The sequence below is a fragment of the Streptomyces nitrosporeus genome (assembly GCF_008704555.1).
Taxonomy (GTDB): Bacteria; Actinomycetota; Actinomycetes; order Streptomycetales; family Streptomycetaceae; genus Streptomyces; species Streptomyces nitrosporeus.
This window is the reverse complement of sequence record NZ_CP023702.1, coordinates 1,133,892-1,151,484: the sequence shown is the minus strand read 5'-3', so window position 1 is coordinate 1,151,484 and position 17,593 is coordinate 1,133,892. Positions and strand designations below refer to the sequence as shown.

Here is a 17,593-nt window from a genome sequence, read left to right as displayed (position 1 = left end):
CGCTCCCGGGGCCGTGCGCCACGGCCGCCACAGGAGCGGCTGGCCCCGCCGTCCGTGACGGCCCGCGGACGCCCGCCCGTGACGGCCCGCGGGCCCGTCCGCGTGGCACACGGACCGTCAGCCGCGACGGTTCCGGGCCGCCCGTTCCCGCGCCCTGCGCCGCTCCACCGTGTACTTCGACCAGTCGCCCCGGTGCCGGTCGCACCGGGAGGCCCCCAGCATCGCCAGCCGCGCGCAGCGGGCGCCCTTCTGGGTGAGTGCCCCGCATTTCGGCTGCGTACGAGCCATTTCGTCCCGCCCCTCGCCGTCCGCCCGGCCCGGTGCCGGACAGGCCCCAGGATCAGCCGCCGGCCCCGCCCCCGGGAAGGCGCGGCCGGCCCCGGCCGGGGCACTCCGGAGCGCGGACGGCGCCGGACCGGGGCCGGGGAGGGCGGGGGGCTCCCACGCGCCGGACGCGCGCCGCGCGCGACCGCACGGCGGCCGGTGGCGCCGCCCAGACGGCGGACGGGCGGCCGCCCCGCCCTGCCGCGGCTCAGCGGCCGGTCTGCAGGGCTCCCCAGGTGTCCGGGCCCACGCTGCCGTCCACGTCCAGGCCCCGGGCCTCCTGGTAGCCGCGCACCGCCGCGTCCGTGGCCGGCCCGAACGCGCCGTCCACCGCCACGGTCGTGCCGAGGGCGGCGGTCAGCGCACGCTGGAGCCGCTTCACCGCCTCGCCCGAAGCGCCCGTCACCAGCGTCGGTGTGGTGCCGGCCGAGAGCAGCGCCGTCCAGGTCCTCGGTCCGACCTTCCCGTCGGCGGTGAGTCCGCGCGCCGTCTGGAACCGCTGTACCGCGGCCTCGGTGCCGGGCCCGAACTCGCCGTCCACGGCGCCGGGTTCGTAACCCTGGTCGGTGAGGAGCCGCTGGACCGCCTGCACCTGCGCGCCCGTCGAGCCGGACTGCTGCACCGCGTACGAGGGGAACGTCAGGCCGTCGCTGCCGGAGTCACTGCCCCCGACGAGCCGCATGTAGGAGGACCAGTTCCAGTTGGCGCCCGGGTCGGTGTGGTCGTTGCCCGGTGCCTCGCTGTGCCCGATGATGTGCGACCGGTCCTTCGGGATGCCGTACCGGTCGCACAGGTACGCCGTCAGGGCCGCCGACGACCGGTACATCGAGTCCGTGAACCACGACGGGTCGTCGACCCAGCCCTCGTGCTCGATGCCCAGTGAGGAGGCGTTGGCGCTGCGGGCGTGCCACGCCGTGTCCTTGTCGCGCACCATCTGGGTGATCTCGCCGTCCGAGGAGCGGACCACGTAGTGGGAGCTGACCTGGGACGAGGGGTTCCTGAACCAGCTGATCGTCCCGGCGTACGAGCCCTGGGTGACGTGGACGACGACCTTGTCGACCGTCGCGGTCCGCCCCGTGGCGTAGTTCGCGGGGTCGGCCGGGACCCAGAGCGCCGAGGGGTAGTCGGGGCTCTGCGCCGTGACCCTGGCGGCACCCTGGTCGCCCTTGAGCGGGGACACCGGCCGGGAGGTGACGAAGACGCGCTCGCCGCCGGTGACGGTCGTGGCCCAGCCCTGGGCCAGGAAGGTGTACACCGTGTCCGCGTACAGGGCGGCGACCGGGGAGTCCGCGCCGCTGTAGCGGGCCACCGCCGGGTACCAGGCGTCGATGTCCGCCCGGTCCTCCGCGTCCATCCCCAGCGCGTCGGCGTGGCCGCGCAGCACGGCGGCGCCGCCCAGGATGTTGGCGCCGGTGTCCTTCCGCAGCTCGGCCCTGGACCTGCCGGTCAGCTCGGCGGCCTTCTCCAGGGAGCGGTTCTCGGGGTTGTCGGCCAGGTGCATCACGCCGTAACCGTTCGCCTGGCTGGGGCGTCCGGCGTGTCCGTCCAGGTGGGTCTCGCCGTAGCCGACGGCGGCGAGCAGGTCGCGGGGCACGCCGTATCGCTCGGCCGCCCGTTCGAAGGCCTGGTTCATCGGGCCGGGGGCGCCGGCCGGGGCGGCAGGGGCCGGGTGGCCGGTGGCGACGAGGGCGGTGACGACGGCGGCGGCCAGAAACGCCGATCGTCTTGCCGTGTGGCCTGCGGGACGTCGGGGCATACCTGCTCCAGTCGGGTGGGGGGTGGAGGGGACAGCAAGGCCCCCGGACCCGGTGGGGTGGGCCGAGGGCCGTGACGCTCGCACAGGCTATCGATGTGATTAGCGCATGACAATGATGTGTTCGGTGTGTTCAACTCCCTTTCACTCCAATGGAGTTGATGAAAACTGACGCTCTGTCAATTTCCGGGGGAGTGGCGGGTGCGGCTCGGGGGCCGCCCCGCCGCGCGGCGGTGCGGCCCCCGGGATCACCAGTGGTTCCGGTGGACGACCTCGGAGACCGGGCGGCGGCGGACCGGCCCGAAGCTGCCCAGCGGCCATCCCACGGGGACGGCCGCGAAGGTGTGCGTGTCCTCCGGGATGCCGAGGGCCTCCTTCCACTCCTGCTCCAGCATCAGGTGCCAGATGGTGATGTTGGCGGCCAGCCCCAGCGCGCGGGCCGCGAGCAGCAGGTTCTGGACCCCCGGGTAGACGCAGGAGCCCTCCGCCAGCGCCTGGAAGCGCTGCTCGGTGGCCGCCATGCGCTCCAGGCCCGCCGGACCGAGCGACTCGGCGTACACCCCGAGCCCCTCCTCGTCGAACCGGGCCTCGGGGAAGCGGTAGCAGGGGACGATCAGCACGGGGGTGTCGGCGAAGTGGTCGCGCTGGTACTCGATGGCCGCCACCATCCGCCCGTAGGCGGCCCCGTCCATGCCCTGGGGAGCATGCTTGCCGGTCGTCGCCAGATAGGCGTCCACGCACCGCTTCCAGAGCGGTGCCAGACGGGCCATCACCTGTCGGTCCGTCACCACGACGTACTCGTACGCCTGCATGTTGCCGCCGCTGGGGCCCCAGACGGCGGCCTGTATGAGCCGGTCCACGACCTCGTCCGGGACCGGGTCCGGCTTGAGGCGGCGCATCGCGCGCATGGTGGACATGACGGAGAAGAGGGCGGGCCCGTCGGACGGGCCCGGGCCGGCCTGAACCGTTTCGAAGGTCATGAGCGCGGAGTGTACGGGCGGACGCCGCGCGACGGTGCCGCGCGGCGCGGGAATCGCACGTCTGGCCGCCCGGCACTTCTCCCGGGGGAACGCGTACCGGGGCCCCGCCCACAAGGGCGTATAAAGGGTGGCTCCGGAGCAGCCGGCGCCCCCGATGGCCTCGTCCCCCACCCACGCGGCCGGCGCCACCGCGTGCGAGAGCGCAGGAGCATTGTCGGATGGGTACCTCGGAAGAGATCAACGCCTTGCTCGTCGCAAGGTTCGGTACGGATCCCGAGGCCATCCGGCCCGAGGTCCCCCTGCGCCAGCTCCGCCTGGACTCCCTGGCCCTGGAGGAACTCCGGCTGCTCATCGAGGACCGGCTGGACGTGGACCTGGAGGACGTCGTCCTCACCTCGCGCGACACCGTCGGCCGGCTCGTCGAGGCCGTCTGCGGCAAGGCCGGCGCGTGACCGCCCGGGTGCCGCACGCACGCGAGGCGGACCGGCCCGCGCCGTTCGCCGCCGCGGTCACCGGCATCGGCCTGGTCACCGCCGCCGGCGCGGGGACCGACGCGGCCTGGCGCGGGGTCTGCGACCCGGCCGCCGCCCCCTCGGTCCACCCGGTCGATGAACTCGCCGGCCTCCCCTGCGACTTCATGTACACCGTGACCGGCACCGACCCGGAAGCGGTGCTCGGTGTCGCCGCCCGGAGGCTGATGGACCGCTTCTCGCAGCTTGCGGTGATCGCCGCCCGCGAGGCCGTCGCCGACGCGGGCCTCGACCCGTCGGTCTGGGACAGCGGGCGGGTCGCCGTGGTCATCGGCTCCGCCCACGGCGGTCTGCCCTTCTACGACGAACAGCACACCGTCCTCACCGAACGCGGCGCGCGCCGCGTCTCACCGAAACTGGCCCCCCTCACCGTCGTCAACAGCGCGGCCAGCAGTGTCGCCACGGACCTCGGTGTGCACGGGCCGAGCCTCGCCGTCTCCACCGCCTGTTCCTCGGGCACCGTCGCCCTCGGCACGGCCCACCAGATGCTGCGCTCCGGGGCGTGCGACATCGTCGTCGCGGGCGGTGCCGAATCGGTCCGCTCCCGGCTGCTGATCGCCAGCGCCTGCCAGATGCGGGCCGTCTCCACCCGCCGCGACGACCCCCGGGCGGCCTGCCGGCCCTTCGACACCCACCGGGACGGCTTCGTCGTCGGGGAGGGCGCCGGCCTCCTCGTCCTGGAACGGCCCGAACACGCCCGCGCCCGGGGTGCCGCCGTCCGGGCCCACATCGCCGGTTACGGGGCCTCCAGCGACGCCTACTCCGCCGTCGCCCCCGACCCCGGCGGACGCGGGATCGAACGGGCGCTGCGCACCGCGCTCGCGGACGCCGGACTCCACACGTCCGACGTCGGGCACGTCAACGCGCACGGCACCTCCACCGTCGCCAACGACCTGATCGAGGCGACGATGCTGCACCGCGTCCTCGGCGAAGACCCCCTGGTCACCTCGACCAAGGCGATGACGGGACACACCCTGGGCGCCTCCGGGGGCATCGAGGCCGCCCTGACCGTCCTCGCGCTCCAGCACCAGCTCGTACCGCCCACCGCCAACCTCGACGCCCCGGACCCGGCGATCGTGGTGGACGTGGTGAGCAAGGAGGCCAGGCACGGCCGGTTCGACTGCGCCGTCAAGACCTCGCTCGGCTTCGGCGGGCACAACGCGGCCCTCGTGCTGACCCGGGCCTGAGACGAGGGGAGGAACACCATGGCACAGGAGATCATCCGGCACCTGACGGTCCACGGGCTGCGCTTCGCCTACCGCGTCCTGCCGTGCGAGCGCGGAGGCCGCGCTCCGGCCACCGAGCCGGCCCTCGTCCTCGGCGGCGCGCTCCAGGGCATGTTCGGCTGGCCGCAGATGGACGAGCACCTGGGACCCGTCACCGACGTGGTCACCGCCGACCTGCCCGGCATGGGCACGGCCGACCCGCTGCCGCCCGGGCCGGGCGCCGCCCTGCTGCGGGACGCGGTCACCGCGATCACCGACGACCTCGGCGCGCCCCGGATCAACCTGTTCGGCTTCTCCTACGGCGCGGCCATCGCCTTCGGCTGGGCCCGGCAGGCCCCGGAGCGCGTCGCCCGGCTCGTCCTCGGCGGCGTGCCCGTGCACATCGGTGAGGTCCAGCGCGAGCACTGGCACCGGGCGAGGGCACGGCTGGAGGCGGGGGACGAGGAGGGGTTCGCCGCACTCGCGGCCGACGGGCTGATGTGCCTGGACCCGGAACGCCCCGTCCACCGCCGGGAACTGGCCCGGCGCTATGTGCGCCGCTCGTTCCTGCACGAGGTCCGGAGCGGTTCCCCGCACACCGCCGAGTCCCTGCACCGGGCACTCGGCGACCGGCCGGACTTCTCCGGCGGGCTGTCGGGCGTGCCGGCGCTGGTCTTCGCGGGGGAGCACGACACGGTGACCTCTCCCGGGCGCCAGCGGGAGTTCGCCGGGACGATCGAGGGCAGCCGCTTCCTGACGATCCCGGATTCGGACCACTGGGTGATCCTGGAGCGCTCCGAGGAGGTGGCCGCGCTCGTCACCGGCTTCTTCACCGGGCGGGAGCCCGGGAGCGCACCCGCCCGCCCCGGCCTCCCGCGCCAGGCCCCCGGCGGCCGGGCCGTCCACTCCGCCGGGCACGGCTGACGGGGCACGGGGGCGGGACCCGGTGCGGGAGCCGCCCCCGTACGGTCACTTGATGCGCACCACCTGCGGGTCGTGGTCGCTCGCCTGGTCGGCGAACTCCGCGTTGATGTGCACCACGTCGTAGTCGAAGCGGCGGACGGCGGGGCTGGTCAGGATGTGGTCCAGCGTCTGCGAGTTGCCGTCGTACACATAGCTGTACTGCTCGCCCACGGGCAGCGTCGTGATCAGCGGCTTGAGCACCTCGCCGCCGGTCAGCGCGGACACGGCCGGGGAGAACGCGAAGTCGTTGAGGTCCCCGAGGACGACCACGCGGGCCGACCTGTCCGCCTTCAGCAGCGAGGTGACGAAGGTGTTGACCTCCGTCGCCTGCTGTACGCGCTGGGTCTCCGAGCCGCGGACGGGCTCCTGGTAGCGGCCGTGCAGCGGCTGGTCGCCACCCTTGGACGCGAAGTGGTTGCCGATCACGAAGACCGGCTTGCCGCGGAAGCGGAACTCGCCGGCCAGCGGCTTGCGGCTGGAGTTCCAGGCCGTGCTCAGCGGGTTGATCCGGCCGGGGGAGACCGAGAGGGCGGCGCCCTTCTTCGTCCGTACGGCCCGGACGGCGGTGGTGGCGTCGCCGCCCGCGCGGTCCACGAAGTCGACCCGCTCCGGGTCGAAGAGGAAGACGTTGCGGATGTTGCCGCCGGGCTCGCCGCCGTCCTTGCCGTCCTCGGGGGCGACGTAACGCCAGTCGTAGCGCGGGCCGCCCGCCGCGACGACCGCGTCGGTGAACCGCTTCAGCGTCGCCTCGGAGCCGACGGTGCCGTCGTTCACCGCTCCGTTGTCGTCCTGGATCTCCTCCAGCGACACGATGTCGGGCGAGGCCAGGTTCACCGCGACGCCCTCGGCGAGCGTGTCGAACTTCGCCTGGTCGTCGTGCGCGTCGAGGTTCTCCACGTTGTAGGTGGCGACGGCCAGTTCGTTCTTCTTCTGCTTCCGGGTGACCTCGCGGCGCAGACCCTTGTCCACACGGGTGCCGAGCTCGGTGGCCTGCACGTTGTAACCGCCGTACGAGGCGTAGTCGACGACCCCCGTGGTGGTGCCGGAGATCACGTCACCGACGTTCGCCTCCGGGACGGGCCGGGCGGCGTCCAGGGACATCACCTTGAGCCGGCCGGTGTTCTGGTCCTGGTAGGACCGGTAGAGCGTGCCGCCGCGCCGGGTGGGGTTCTCCTGCGGCTTGACGGTGACCCAGACCTCGTCGTACGCCGTCGTCGCGCCGGTGACGCGGGTGTCGGACATCGTGACCCGGGCGCCCTCCAGCGACTCGTACAGGTCGAGGGCGTAGGTGCCCGGTTCCAGCGGCAGCGCGTCGATCGAGCCGCCGCCCGCCGTCGGCACGTACGCGCCGGGGACCGAGCGGGCGTCGAGGACCACCGGCGCGGGCAGGGCGTTGCCCGAGGACAGCACGGTGGTGAGCGGGCCGGTCAGCTGGGTCAGCGACTGGGTTCCGGCCGCCGGGTAGTACTCGGCGACCTTGCCGCTGACCAGCACCGAGTCGCCCACCGCGACGGTGGGCGCGGTGGAGCCGGTGTAGACGAACAGGCCCTCGGAGGTGCGGGGATCGGCGTCCGGGGCGGTGTCCTGGATCCAGAAGCCCCGCGAACCGCTGGTGCGTACGCCGGTGACGACGCCCGGGACGCCGGTCACCGGCAGGCCCACGAGCGGGGAGACACGGGTCGTGCCCTGGATGTCGTGCACGCGTACGGTGCCGGGCTCCGTCGGCCCCTCGGGCTCGCCCGGACCGGAACCGCCGGAGGTCTCGCCCGCCGCGTTGACCGGGGCCGGGACGCCCGCGGTCAGGTCGGCGGCGTTGTCGTCGGTGTCCGCCAGGGAGGCGCCACGGGACACGGAGGCGGTGGCGGAGGCCCCGGCCACCGGACCGCTGCCCTCGCGTACGACGGCCGAGCCGTAGCCCACCAGGTCGACGATCCGGGTGTCGGCCGCGCAGTCGGCGGCGGTCCTGCAGGTCAGCGGGGTGGTGCCGGAGACCAGCGCCACCGTGCCGCTCGTCGCGGACATGGCAGTGGTGCCGGTGGCGTCGGCGGTGGGCAGGGCCACCGTCCCGCCGGTGCCGGCCGCCTGCGCGACGAGGTAGCGGCCGCCCGCCGCGAGGGAACCGGACAGCGGGGTGACCTGCCAGAGCGAACCGGCCGAGGGGGCGCCCGGCAGGTACTGGACGCTGAGGCCGGACAGGGCGAACGGGCCCGACGAGGCGTTGGCCAGCTCGACGAAGTCGCGGGTGAGCGTCGCGCCGGAGTTGCCGCCCCCGCCGTACACCTCGGAGATCACGGCGGTCGACGACGGAGCCGCGGAGGCGGCGGGAAGCGCGGTCACCGACAGGGTCACGGCGACGGCGCCGGCCAGCAGGGCGGAGCCGGATCTGGCTATGTGCACGGGAACAGCCCCCAAGTAGGTAAGTGAGGGGGCAAAAACTATGCGCGTAGACCGCGGGTGACAAGGCATCACGAGGTTAAATCCTGGCAACACCTCGTCGCTTGTCTGTGCGAACCGTCCCCGGGGGAGTGAGCGCACGCGCGCGGTGACACTCCGGGGACGCCGGCGGCCGGCACCGCTCCCGGGGAGAGGGGCTGCTCCCCGTCCGCCGGGAGAGGCCCTGACGGTCCGCTCCCGGGCGGGACCTGACGGCCCGCTCCCCGGTGGGCGGGGGCCGGGATCGCGCAGGCCCCCGCCGTCAGGGACGGACCGCCAGCGAGAAGGAGTGCCCGGCGGGGTCCGAGTAGACACGGACGTCCCGCGGGCCGTTGTTGTCCCTCGCGTCCACCGGCCGGGCGCCCAGGCCCACCGCCTCCCGCTCGGCCTCGTCCATGTCCCCCCGGTCCACCAGGATGCGCAGATGGGCCTGCTGGGAGTCCTCGGGACGCGGCCAGCTCGGCGGCGCGTACCCGTGATCGCGGCGGATCGCCAGATGGACACCGGCGTTGCCGACGACCTCGACGAAGTCGGGGTCGCGGCCGATGTGCGCCTCGGCGTCCAGCAGGGCGGCGTAGAACTCCGCGAGCTCCATGGGCTCGGCGCAGTCCAGGACCAGAACACTCGTCTTCCCGACAGTCATGGGTGACGGATACCCCTGACAGGGCGTCATACGCGGTACCGCTCCGAGGAGGCGGGAAGTCGCCGTGACCGGCCGGTACCCGTCTGCTCCCCGCCCTCCCCGGGGCGGCCGCCGGACCGACGGTTCACGGCCCGGGCAGCGGGTAGGCGGGCCGCGGCAGCCGGATACGCGCGGATCGTCCTGGTCCGGGCGTCCTGGCCCGCCACCCTGTCGAGCGCCGCGCTGATCCACGGGGGAGCGCGGCCGAGCCCTTAAGGTGCGGATCATGGCTGAGAGTGCGGAGCACCGTGGCACGGGCACGTCCGGACCCGGCCCGTCGGACCCACACCGCTGGCGTGCCCTCGGCGTCTGCCTGGTCGCGGGGTTCATGACCCTGCTGGACGTGTCCATCGTCAATGTGGCGCTGCCCTCCATCAAGGAGGGGCTCGACACCCCGGAATCCGACCTCCAGTGGGTGCTGTCCGGCTACGCGCTCGCCTTCGGACTGGTCCTCATCCCCGGCGGCAGGCTGGGGGACGCCCGGGGGCGCCGTGCGGTGTTCATGACGGGACTGACCCTGTTCACCCTGTCCTCAGCGGCCTGCGGGGCCGCCCAGTCCAGCACCTGGCTCGTCGTCGCCCGGCTGATCCAGGGCGCGGCCGGCGGGCTGCTCTCCCCGCAGATCTCCGCGCTGATCCAGCAGATGTTCTCCGGCCGTGAACGAGGCCGCGCCTTCGGCATGTTCGGCACGGTGGTCGGGATCTCCACCGCCGTCGGACCCCTGCTGGGCGGACTGCTGATCCAGGCCGCCGGGCCCGCCGAAGGATGGCGCTGGGTCTTCTACGTCAACCTCCCCATCGGCGTCCTCTGCCTGGTGCTGGCCCACCGGCTGCTCCCCGACACCCCCTCGGCCGGCCGGGTCCGCCCCCGGGACCTGGACCCCTTCGGCGTCCTGCTGCTCGGCAGCGGCGTGCTCGCCCTGCTGCTGCCCTTCGTCCAGGCCCAGCAGTGGACCGGGAACACCAAATGGCTGCTCGTGCCCGTGGCCGTACTGCTGCTCACCGCGTTCACGCTCTGGGAGTCGCGCTGCTCACGGCGGAGCGTGCAGCCGGTCCTGGACCTCGCGCTCTTCAGGATCCGCGCCTTCTGGCTCGGCTCCCTGATGATCCTGCTGTACTTCGCCGGTTTCACCTCGATCTTCTTCATCACCACGCTCTACCTCCAGTCCGGCCTCCACTACAGCGCCCTGGAGGCCGGGCTCGCCATCACCCCGTTCGCCCTCGGCGCCGGCGGGTCCGCGAGCGTCGGCGGGCGGCTCGTCCACCGCTTCGGACGGCCGCTCATCGTCGTGGGACTCGTCATGGTGGCAGCCGGACTCGGGCTCACCGCCCTGGCCGCCCACCTGGTGCCGGGCCGGGGCGCCGGCCTCGCGATGGCGGCCCCGCTGCTCCTCGCCGGACTGGGCAGCGGACTGGTCATCGCCCCGAACCAGACCCTCACCCTGTCCGAGGTGCCGGTGCGCAACGCGGGCAGCGCGGGAGGCACCCTCCAGACCAGCCAGCGGGTCGGCTCGGCCATCGGTATCGCCGCCGCCGGTTCCGTCTTCTTCGCCGGGCTCGGCCGCGACGCCTGGGCCGACGCCTACGACCACGGGCTGATCGTCTCCGTCGCGTTCGTCGTCGCCGCCCTCGCCGTCGCCCTCGCCGACGTCGTGGCCGGCGGCCGGGGACGGGACGGCGGCCCCCAGGAAAACGCCGGAACCCCCGGCCCGACGAGGAGCACCCGATGAACGACACCCCCGGCAACGCCCCCGACGACCGGGACCCGGCCGTACACGACCCGAACGGGAACGCCTCGTACGGCCACAAGCCCTTCGAACGGTCCCGCAGCCACTTCGCCGACCGGATCACCGCCGACGGCCGTGAGGGCCGTCCCGTCGAGGCCGGACGCTACCGCCTCGTCGTCAGCCGTGCCTGCCCCTGGGCGAGCCGCGCCCTGGTCTCCCGCAGGCTCCTCGGCCTGGAGAGCGCCCTCTCCCTCGCCGTCGCCGACCCCCTCCAGGACGACCGCAGCTGGCGCTTCACCCTCGACGAGGGCGGCCGGGACCCGGTGCTCGGCATCCGCTACCTCAGCGAGGCGTACGACGCACGCGAGCACGGCTACCCCGGCGGGGTCAGCGTGCCCGCGATCGTCGACATCCCCACCCGCACCCTGGTCACCAACGACTACCAGCAGATCACCCTGGACCTCGCCACCGAGTGGACGGCGCTGCACCGCCCCGGCGCCCCCGACCTCTACCCCGAACACCTCCGCGCCGAGATCGACGAGGTGATGGAGGGCATCTACCGGGACGTCAACAACGGCGTCTACCGCGCCGGGTTCGCCGACGGCCAGGGCGAGTACGAGGCCGCGTACGCCGATGTGTTCCGCCGCCTGGACCTGGTCTCCGAACGGCTCACCCGGCAGCGCTACCTGGTCGGGGACACCGTCACCGAGGCGGACATCCGGCTCTTCACCACCCTGGTGCGGTTCGACGCCGTCTACCACGGCCACTTCAAGTGCAACAGGAACAAGATCAGCGAGGACCCCGTCCTGTGGGCGTACGCCCGTGACCTCTACCAGACCCCCGGATTCGGCGACACCGTCGACTTCCGGCACATCAAGCAGCACTACTACCGGGTGCACACCGGCATCAACCCCACCGGCATCGTGCCGCTCGGCCCCGCCCTGTCCGGCTGGCTGACCCCGCACCACCGCGAGGAGCTCGGCGGCCGCCCGTTCGGCGACGGCACACCACCGGGCCCGGTGGCGCCCGGCGAGGAGGTACCGGCGGAAGGGCGTCCCTGACCCGGGCCCTCCGGTCCGTGCCGTCCCGCCCCGCCCTGGCCCGGACCGGGGCGTGCCGTGCCGCCGGGCCGGGTCCGGGCCGGACGCCCGGCCCGTGTCCGTACGGGCCGGTCATCTGACCCGGGGCGCGGGTTCCGGCGCCCCGGACGCCAGCGGGGAGCGGGCGAGCACCACACAGCCGCAGGCGATCAGCGCCAGGCCGGCCAGCTGCGGCAGCACCCACCACCCGGTGCGCACATGCTCGCCGTACAGCGTCACCCCGTAGGTGATGCTGATCAGGGCGTCCCCCAGCGTCAGCATCGGCTGCACCGCCACCAGCGAACCCGCCTGCAACGCGTTCTGCAGGAGGAACAGGGCGCCGACCCCGGCGACCGCGGTGGCGTACAGCTGCCAGGCCTTCAGCAGCGCGGCGGCGCCCCCGTGGTCCAGCTGGGCCACCGCGTCCTTCATCAGCGCCGCGGTCAGCGCGTACCCGCAGGCCGCCGCGAGACCCAGCAGGGCGGCACGCGCGTCGCCCCGGGCGCCGCGCGCCGCGGCGATCAGCACCACCTCGAAGGCGCCGGTCGCCAGCAGGGCCCAGAGCCAGGTCCCGTCGGAGACCTCCTCACGGCCGCCGACCGGCGCGGCGGACGCCATACCGACGGCCAGCCCGGCCGTCACCGCGGCCACCCCGGCCCACACCTGGCGCGAGACCCCGGCGCCCCACACGAACCCGGCGATCAGCAGGGTCGCCGGCAACTCGATCACGAAGATGGGCTGCACCACGGCGATCGGCCCGGTGGCCAGCGCCACCGCCTGGCAGACGGCGGCGACGATCACCAGCCCGATACCCGCCAGCCACACCTTCTGGCGCAGCAGATGCCCGAACAGCGACAGGTGCATCGCCTCGCTGTCGGGGACCTTCTGGGCGGCCCTGCGCTGGAGGACCGACGCGGAGCCGTTGCTGAGCGCGGTCAGGACGGCGAACAGAACACTGATCACCCGCACCATCATGAGGGCGGACAGGCCCGCACCCGTGGCACCACGGGCAGGCGCGAGTGTCGGATCCGCCGGTTTCCTCCAGTTACGCACCCGTACCGGGTGGCCAAGGGGTGACGTGCACTCAGGGCGGCGGACCCGGAGCCCCGGCCCGCCGCCCTCCGTCCCTCACGGCAGCAGGCCCGCCCGCCGGGCCGCCACCACCGCCTCCAGCCGGGTGTGCGCCCCCAGCTTCCGCATCGCGGAGCGCAGATACGCCTTCACCGTCTCCGGGCGCAGCCCCAGCCGCCCGGCCGCCGCCGCGTTCGTGGCGCCCGACGCCACACAGGCCAGCACGTCGACCTCCCGCGGTGCCAGCCGTACGGACGCCGTCCCGGCCGGCCGGGCGGCCCCCGTCACCGACGCCAGCCGCCCGCACACCGCCAGCAGTTCGTCCCGCAGCGCGGCATCGGCGATCCTGGGCGCCAGCGCACGCAGCTCGCGGTGCGCCTCACGTACGTCCTCCCAGCCCCCGCCGCCCGCCGCCGCACCCGTCGCCTCTTCCCGGGTGGCCGCCAGCAGCCGGTGCGCCTCGTCGCGTACGGCCAGCGCCTGCTCCACGTCACGCGCCGCCGACGCCGCCGCGTCGAACGTGCGGTCCCCCAGGGCGAACGGCGCGCGCAGCGCCCCGTACAGCACTCCGCGCACCCTGCGGCGCACGACGACCGGTACCGCGACCACCGAGCGCAGGCCCTCCGCCGCCACCGCCCTGTCGTACTCGTGGCTGATGTGCCGGGCCGTCGCGTAGTCCGTCACCGCGCACGGCCGGGACAGGGCGATCGCCTTGCCGCCCAGCCCGCTGCCCGCCGCGATGACCAGACCGCGCAGCGCCGAGGTCTGCGCGCCGTTCAGCTCGGCGATGCGGGCGTGGCGGGCGTCGGAGAGCAGCCCTCCGAAGACCACCGGCAGCCCGCTCGTGCGCCGCAGCCTCAGCAGCGCCGCCCGTACTTCCGTCGCCTCGCCCGGTTCGCCCACGGCGCCGCCCCGCCCTCCCGGTGGTACCCCCGTCCGGGGGTGGTGAGATCCAGGTCACTGTTCACATGATGTTAAGCCTCGGCCCACAGGCCGGTCCGCACCAAGGAGGACACATGTCGGCAACCAGCGCGACGGAGCAGTTCCGTAAGGCCCGGGACTTCCTGCTCGAACACCGGGAGGACTACGCGGCCGCCGCGGAGGGCTTCCGCTGGCCCCGGCCGCAGCACTTCAACTGGGCGCTCGACTGGTTCGACGTCATCGCCGAGGACAACGACCGCACCGCCCTGCACATCGTCGAGGAGGACGGCACCCGCACCGAGATCTCCTTCGCCGAGATGTCCGCCCGGTCCGACCGGGCCGCGAACTGGCTCCACGCCCGGGGGGTCCGGGCCGGGGACCGGATCCTGGTGATGCTCGGCAACCAGGCCGAGCTGTGGGAGACCGCCCTCGCCGCGATGAAGCTGCGTGCCGTCGTCATCCCCGCGACCCCCCTGCTGGGCCCGCTCGACCTCCGCGACCGGGTGGAGCGCGGCGCCGTCCGCCACGTCCTCGTACGGTCGGCCGACGCCGCCAAGTTCGACGAGGTGCCCGGCGGCTACACCCGGATCTGCGTCGGTGACGACGTCGAGGGCTGGACGTCCTACGCCGGGGCGGCCGACGCGCCGCGGACGTTCACGCCGGAGCGGGAGACCGACGCCGACGAGCCCCTGATGCTCTACTTCACCTCGGGCACGACCGCCAGCCCCAAGCTGGTCGAGCACACCCATGTGTCGTACCCCGTGGGCCACCTCTCCACCATGTACTGGATCGGCCTGCGCCCCGGCGACGTCCATCTGAACATCTCCTCGCCCGGCTGGGCCAAGCACGCCTGGTCGAACCTGTTCGCGCCGTGGAACGCCGAGGCCACCGTCTTCATCTTCAACTACACCCGCTTCGACGCGGCCCGGCTGATGGCCGAGATGGACCGCTCGCGGGTGACCAGTTTCTGCGCGCCGCCGACCGTCTGGCGGATGCTGATCCAGGCCGACCTCTCCCAGCTGAGGACACCGCCCCGCGAGGTCGTCGCCGCGGGCGAGCCGCTCAACCCGGAGGTCATCACCTCCGTACGGCGGGCCTGGGGCGTCACCATCCGGGACGGCTTCGGACAGACCGAGACCGCCGTCCAGGTCGCCAACTCCCCGGGACAGCCCCTGAAGACGGGCTCCATGGGCCGTCCCAGCCCCGGTTACAAGGTCGAACTCCTGGACCCGGTGACGGGCGAACCCGGTGCCGCCGAGGGCGAGATCTCCCTCGACCTGGCGACCGCCCCCGTCGGCCTGATGACCGGCTACCACGGCGACCCGGAACGCACCGCCCAGGCCATGGCCGGCGGTTACTACCGCACCGGGGACATCGGCTCCCGGGACGAGGACGGCTACATCACCTACATCGGCCGCGCCGACGACGTCTTCAAGTCCTCCGACTACAAGATCTCGCCGTTCGAGCTGGAGAGCGCCCTGCTGGAACACGAGGCGGTCGCCGAGGCGGCCGTCGTGCCCGCCCCCGACCCGGTGCGCCTCTCGATCCCGAAGGCGTACATCGTCCTCGCCGAGGGCTGGGAGCCCGGACCCGGCACCGCCAAGGTGCTGTTCGAGCACTCCCGGGCCGTCCTCGCCCCGTACAAGCGCGTCCGCAGGCTGGAGTTCGCCGAGCTCCCCAAGACCGTCTCCGGCAAGATCCGCCGGATCGAACTGCGCGAGGCGACCGCCCGCGGCACCGGCACCGAATACGACGAGGGGGACCTGCGATGAGCACACCCGCGACGGCCACCGAGCTGTCCTACGCGCACGGCACCGGCACCACCCCGCTCCTCGGGGACACCATCGGCCGCAGCCTCGCCCGCACCGTCGAGGCGTTCGGCGACCGGGAGGCCCTGGTCGACGTGGTCTCCGGACGGCGCTGGACGTACGCGGAGTTCGGCGCCGACGTGGAGCGGCTGGCCCGCGGACTGATGGCCTCGGGCGTGGACAGGGGCGACCGGGTCGGGATCTGGGCGCTCAACTGCCCGGAGTGGGTCCTCCTCCAGTACGCCACCGCCCGCATCGGCGCGGTCATGGTCACCGTCAACCCCGCCTACCGGGCGCACGAGCTGGAGTACGTGCTGAACCAGGCCGGCATCTCCCTGCTGGTGGCCTCGCTCACCCACCGCACCAGCGACTACCGCGCCATGGTCGACCAGGTCCGCTCCGCCTGCCCCGCGCTCCGGTCCGCCCACTACATCGGCGACCCGACCTTCGACGCGCTCACCGCCGCCGCGGACTCGGTCACCCCCGGGCAGCTCGCCGCCCGCGAGGCGGAGCTGTCCTGCGACGACCCGGTCAACATCCAGTACACCTCCGGCACCACCGGCTTCCCCAAGGGCGCGACCCTCTCCCACCACAACATCCTCAACAACGGCTACTTCGTGGGGGAGCTGGTCTCCTACACCGAGCAGGACCGGATCTGCCTGCCGGTGCCCTTCTACCACTGCTTCGGCATGGTCATGGGCAACCTGGCCGCCACCACGCACGGCGCGTGCATCGTCATCCCCTGCCCGTCCTTCGAACCCGCCGCCGTGCTCACGGCCGTCCAGCGCGAACGCTGCACCTCGCTCTACGGGGTGCCGACGATGTTCATCGCGGAGCTGAACCTGCCGGACTTCGCCTCCTGGGACCTGTCCTCGCTGCGCACCGGCATCATGGCCGGATCCCCCTGCCCGGCGGAGGTGATGAAGCGGGTCGTCGCCGAGATGCACATGGCCCAGGTGTCCATCTGCTACGGCATGACGGAGACCTCCCCGGTCTCCACCCAGACCCGCGTGGACGACGACCTGGAACGGCGTACCGGCACCGTCGGCCGGGTCATGCCGCACCTGGAGGTGAAGGTCGTCGACCCGGTCACCGGGGTGACGGTCCCGAGGGGCGAGCCGGGCGAACTGCGCACCCGGGGATACAGCGTGATGCTCGGTTACTGGGACCAGCCGGAGCGGACCGCGGAAGTCGTCGACGCGGGCCGCTGGATGCACACCGGGGACCTCGCGGTGATGCGGGAGGACGGCTACGTACAGATCGTCGGCCGGATCAAGGACATGATCATCCGGGGCGGCGAGAACGTGTACCCGCGTGAGATCGAGGAGTTCCTCCACACCCATCCGAAGATCGCCGACGTCCAGGTGGTGGGGGTCCCGGACGAGAGGTACGGCGAGGAGATCCTGGCCTGCGTCATCCCCCGCGACCGGGCCGATCCGCCGACACTGGAGGAGCTCACCGCCCACTGCCGCGAGCGCCTGGCGCACTACAAGATCCCGCGCGCCCTGCGGATCCTGACGGAGTTCCCGATGACGGTCAGCGGCAAGGTCCGCAAGATCGAACTGCGGGAGGGATACGGAGCGTAGGCCCCGGCACCGAGGCGCGGGGCGGGCCGCCCCCGGCGCGCCTTCGGGGGCGCGGACCGGGCGGCAGCTCCTCAGGCGGCCTCGGTGACACCGGCGGCCATGCCCCGGGTCGCCGCGGCCCATTCGATGAGCAGGACCTCGTACTGCGCGGACTCCACGGACGACCAGTCCTGGCCGGCCCGCTCGTCCACGAGCGCGCGGATCGCCTCGTTGGCCTCGACGGCGGCGGGGTGGACCGGCTGCATCGGGGCGAGGGACGTGGGGAAGGCGGGACGCCGAGGAGTTAAGACCATGCCTTCACTCTACGTCCCCACGCCGACAACAGTCCGCGCATATGCCCCCCACAAGCGCACAGGTGACCGAAATCATGCCCCGGCGTACGCCGGTGGTTCGCGGCGCGTACGGATCCGCGGTCCGGGCCCTGTCCGGACTCCGGGGCCCTGAACTCGCAGAGACCGCCGCCGAATCCGTCCGGAGGCGGTGGCCTGAAGCCGAGCCGGGCGCGGTACGGCGCGTCCCGCGGGCCCCGGCG

The 17,593-nt window shown here is 73.5% G+C and carries 15 protein-coding genes; 7 read left to right on the top strand and 8 right to left on the bottom strand.

Going from position 1 to position 17,593, the window contains the following annotated elements:
* Positions 1–117 precede the first annotated feature (117 nt).
* From CP967_RS33865 to CP967_RS05020, 3 genes are all read right to left on the bottom strand, one after another.
* Positions 118–288, bottom strand: a complete 171-nt coding sequence (locus CP967_RS33865; protein ID WP_167535332.1) for a hypothetical protein — start codon at positions 286–288, stop codon at positions 118–120.
* Positions 289–532: 244 nt separating this feature from the next.
* Positions 533–2,080, bottom strand: a complete 1,548-nt coding sequence (locus CP967_RS05025) for a peptidoglycan-binding protein (RefSeq protein ID WP_150486771.1) — start codon at positions 2,078–2,080, stop codon at positions 533–535.
* A gap of 245 nt (positions 2,081–2,325) precedes the next feature.
* A complete protein-coding gene (locus CP967_RS05020; RefSeq protein ID WP_150486770.1) occupies positions 2,326–3,057 on the bottom strand; it encodes a nitroreductase family protein in 732 nt (243 codons plus the stop codon).
* A 218-nt stretch (positions 3,058–3,275) separates the two neighbouring features.
* Between CP967_RS05020 and CP967_RS05015 the strand changes: the two genes are divergently transcribed.
* From CP967_RS05015 to CP967_RS05005, 3 genes are read left to right on the top strand one after another with little or no spacing between them, the layout of a single operon-like run.
* The gene (locus CP967_RS05015) at positions 3,276–3,509 is read left to right on the top strand and encodes an acyl carrier protein (protein ID WP_150486769.1); all 234 of its coding nucleotides are present in this window, start codon (positions 3,276–3,278) and stop codon (positions 3,507–3,509) included.
* On the top strand, positions 3,506–4,774 hold the full coding sequence (locus CP967_RS05010) for a beta-ketoacyl-[acyl-carrier-protein] synthase family protein (RefSeq protein ID WP_150486768.1): 1,269 nt from the start codon (positions 3,506–3,508) through the stop codon (positions 4,772–4,774). Before CP967_RS05015 ends, CP967_RS05010 begins: the two co-directional genes overlap by 4 nt.
* An 18-nt stretch (positions 4,775–4,792) precedes the next feature.
* Complete coding sequence (locus CP967_RS05005; RefSeq protein WP_150486767.1) at positions 4,793–5,716, top strand: alpha/beta fold hydrolase; 924 nt, start codon at positions 4,793–4,795, stop codon at positions 5,714–5,716.
* Positions 5,717–5,761: 45 nt separating this feature from the next.
* Here CP967_RS05005 and CP967_RS05000 read toward each other — a convergent pair whose 3' ends face one another.
* The gene (locus CP967_RS05000) at positions 5,762–8,152 is read right to left on the bottom strand and encodes an endonuclease/exonuclease/phosphatase family protein (RefSeq protein ID WP_150486766.1); all 2,391 of its coding nucleotides are present in this window, start codon (positions 8,150–8,152) and stop codon (positions 5,762–5,764) included.
* 298 nt (positions 8,153–8,450) lie between these two features.
* Positions 8,451–8,831 carry a VOC family protein gene (locus CP967_RS04995; RefSeq protein WP_150486765.1) on the bottom strand — a complete coding sequence of 127 codons (381 nt, stop codon included), beginning with the start codon at positions 8,829–8,831 and terminating at the stop codon, positions 8,451–8,453.
* Positions 8,832–9,096: 265 nt separating this feature from the next.
* Here CP967_RS04995 and CP967_RS04990 point away from each other — a divergent pair, with 265 nt between their 5' ends.
* Together CP967_RS04990 and CP967_RS04985 are read left to right on the top strand one after the other, a co-directional pair.
* Positions 9,097–10,599, top strand: a complete 1,503-nt coding sequence (locus CP967_RS04990) for an MFS transporter (protein WP_150486764.1) — start codon at positions 9,097–9,099, stop codon at positions 10,597–10,599.
* Positions 10,596–11,657, top strand: a complete 1,062-nt coding sequence (locus CP967_RS04985) for a glutathione S-transferase family protein (RefSeq protein WP_150486763.1) — start codon at positions 10,596–10,598, stop codon at positions 11,655–11,657. The genes CP967_RS04990 and CP967_RS04985 overlap by 4 nt, the downstream gene beginning before the upstream one ends.
* Positions 11,658–11,768: 111 nt before the next feature.
* On the opposite strand, the gene CP967_RS04980 is transcribed toward CP967_RS04985, so the two are convergent.
* Positions 11,769–12,638: a DMT family transporter gene (locus CP967_RS04980; protein ID WP_190175083.1), complete on the bottom strand. Its 870-nt coding sequence runs from the start codon at positions 12,636–12,638 to the stop codon at positions 11,769–11,771.
* A gap of 165 nt (positions 12,639–12,803) precedes the next feature.
* Positions 12,804–13,649 carry a helix-turn-helix transcriptional regulator gene (locus CP967_RS04975; RefSeq protein ID WP_150486761.1) on the bottom strand — a complete coding sequence of 282 codons (846 nt, stop codon included), beginning with the start codon at positions 13,647–13,649 and terminating at the stop codon, positions 12,804–12,806.
* A gap of 113 nt (positions 13,650–13,762) precedes the next feature.
* Between CP967_RS04975 and CP967_RS04970 the strand changes: the two genes are divergently transcribed.
* Complete coding sequence (locus CP967_RS04970; RefSeq protein ID WP_150486760.1) at positions 13,763–15,439, top strand: AMP-binding protein; 1,677 nt, start codon at positions 13,763–13,765, stop codon at positions 15,437–15,439.
* A complete protein-coding gene (locus CP967_RS04965) occupies positions 15,436–17,061 on the top strand; it encodes an AMP-binding protein (RefSeq protein ID WP_150486759.1) in 1,626 nt (541 codons plus the stop codon). The genes CP967_RS04970 and CP967_RS04965 overlap by 4 nt, the downstream gene beginning before the upstream one ends.
* A 71-nt stretch (positions 17,062–17,132) precedes the next feature.
* Here CP967_RS04965 and CP967_RS04960 read toward each other — a convergent pair whose 3' ends face one another.
* Positions 17,133–17,354 (bottom strand): hypothetical protein, encoded by a 222-nt coding sequence (locus CP967_RS04960; protein WP_150486758.1) that lies wholly within the window; start codon positions 17,352–17,354, stop codon positions 17,133–17,135.
* Positions 17,355–17,593 lie beyond the last annotated feature (239 nt).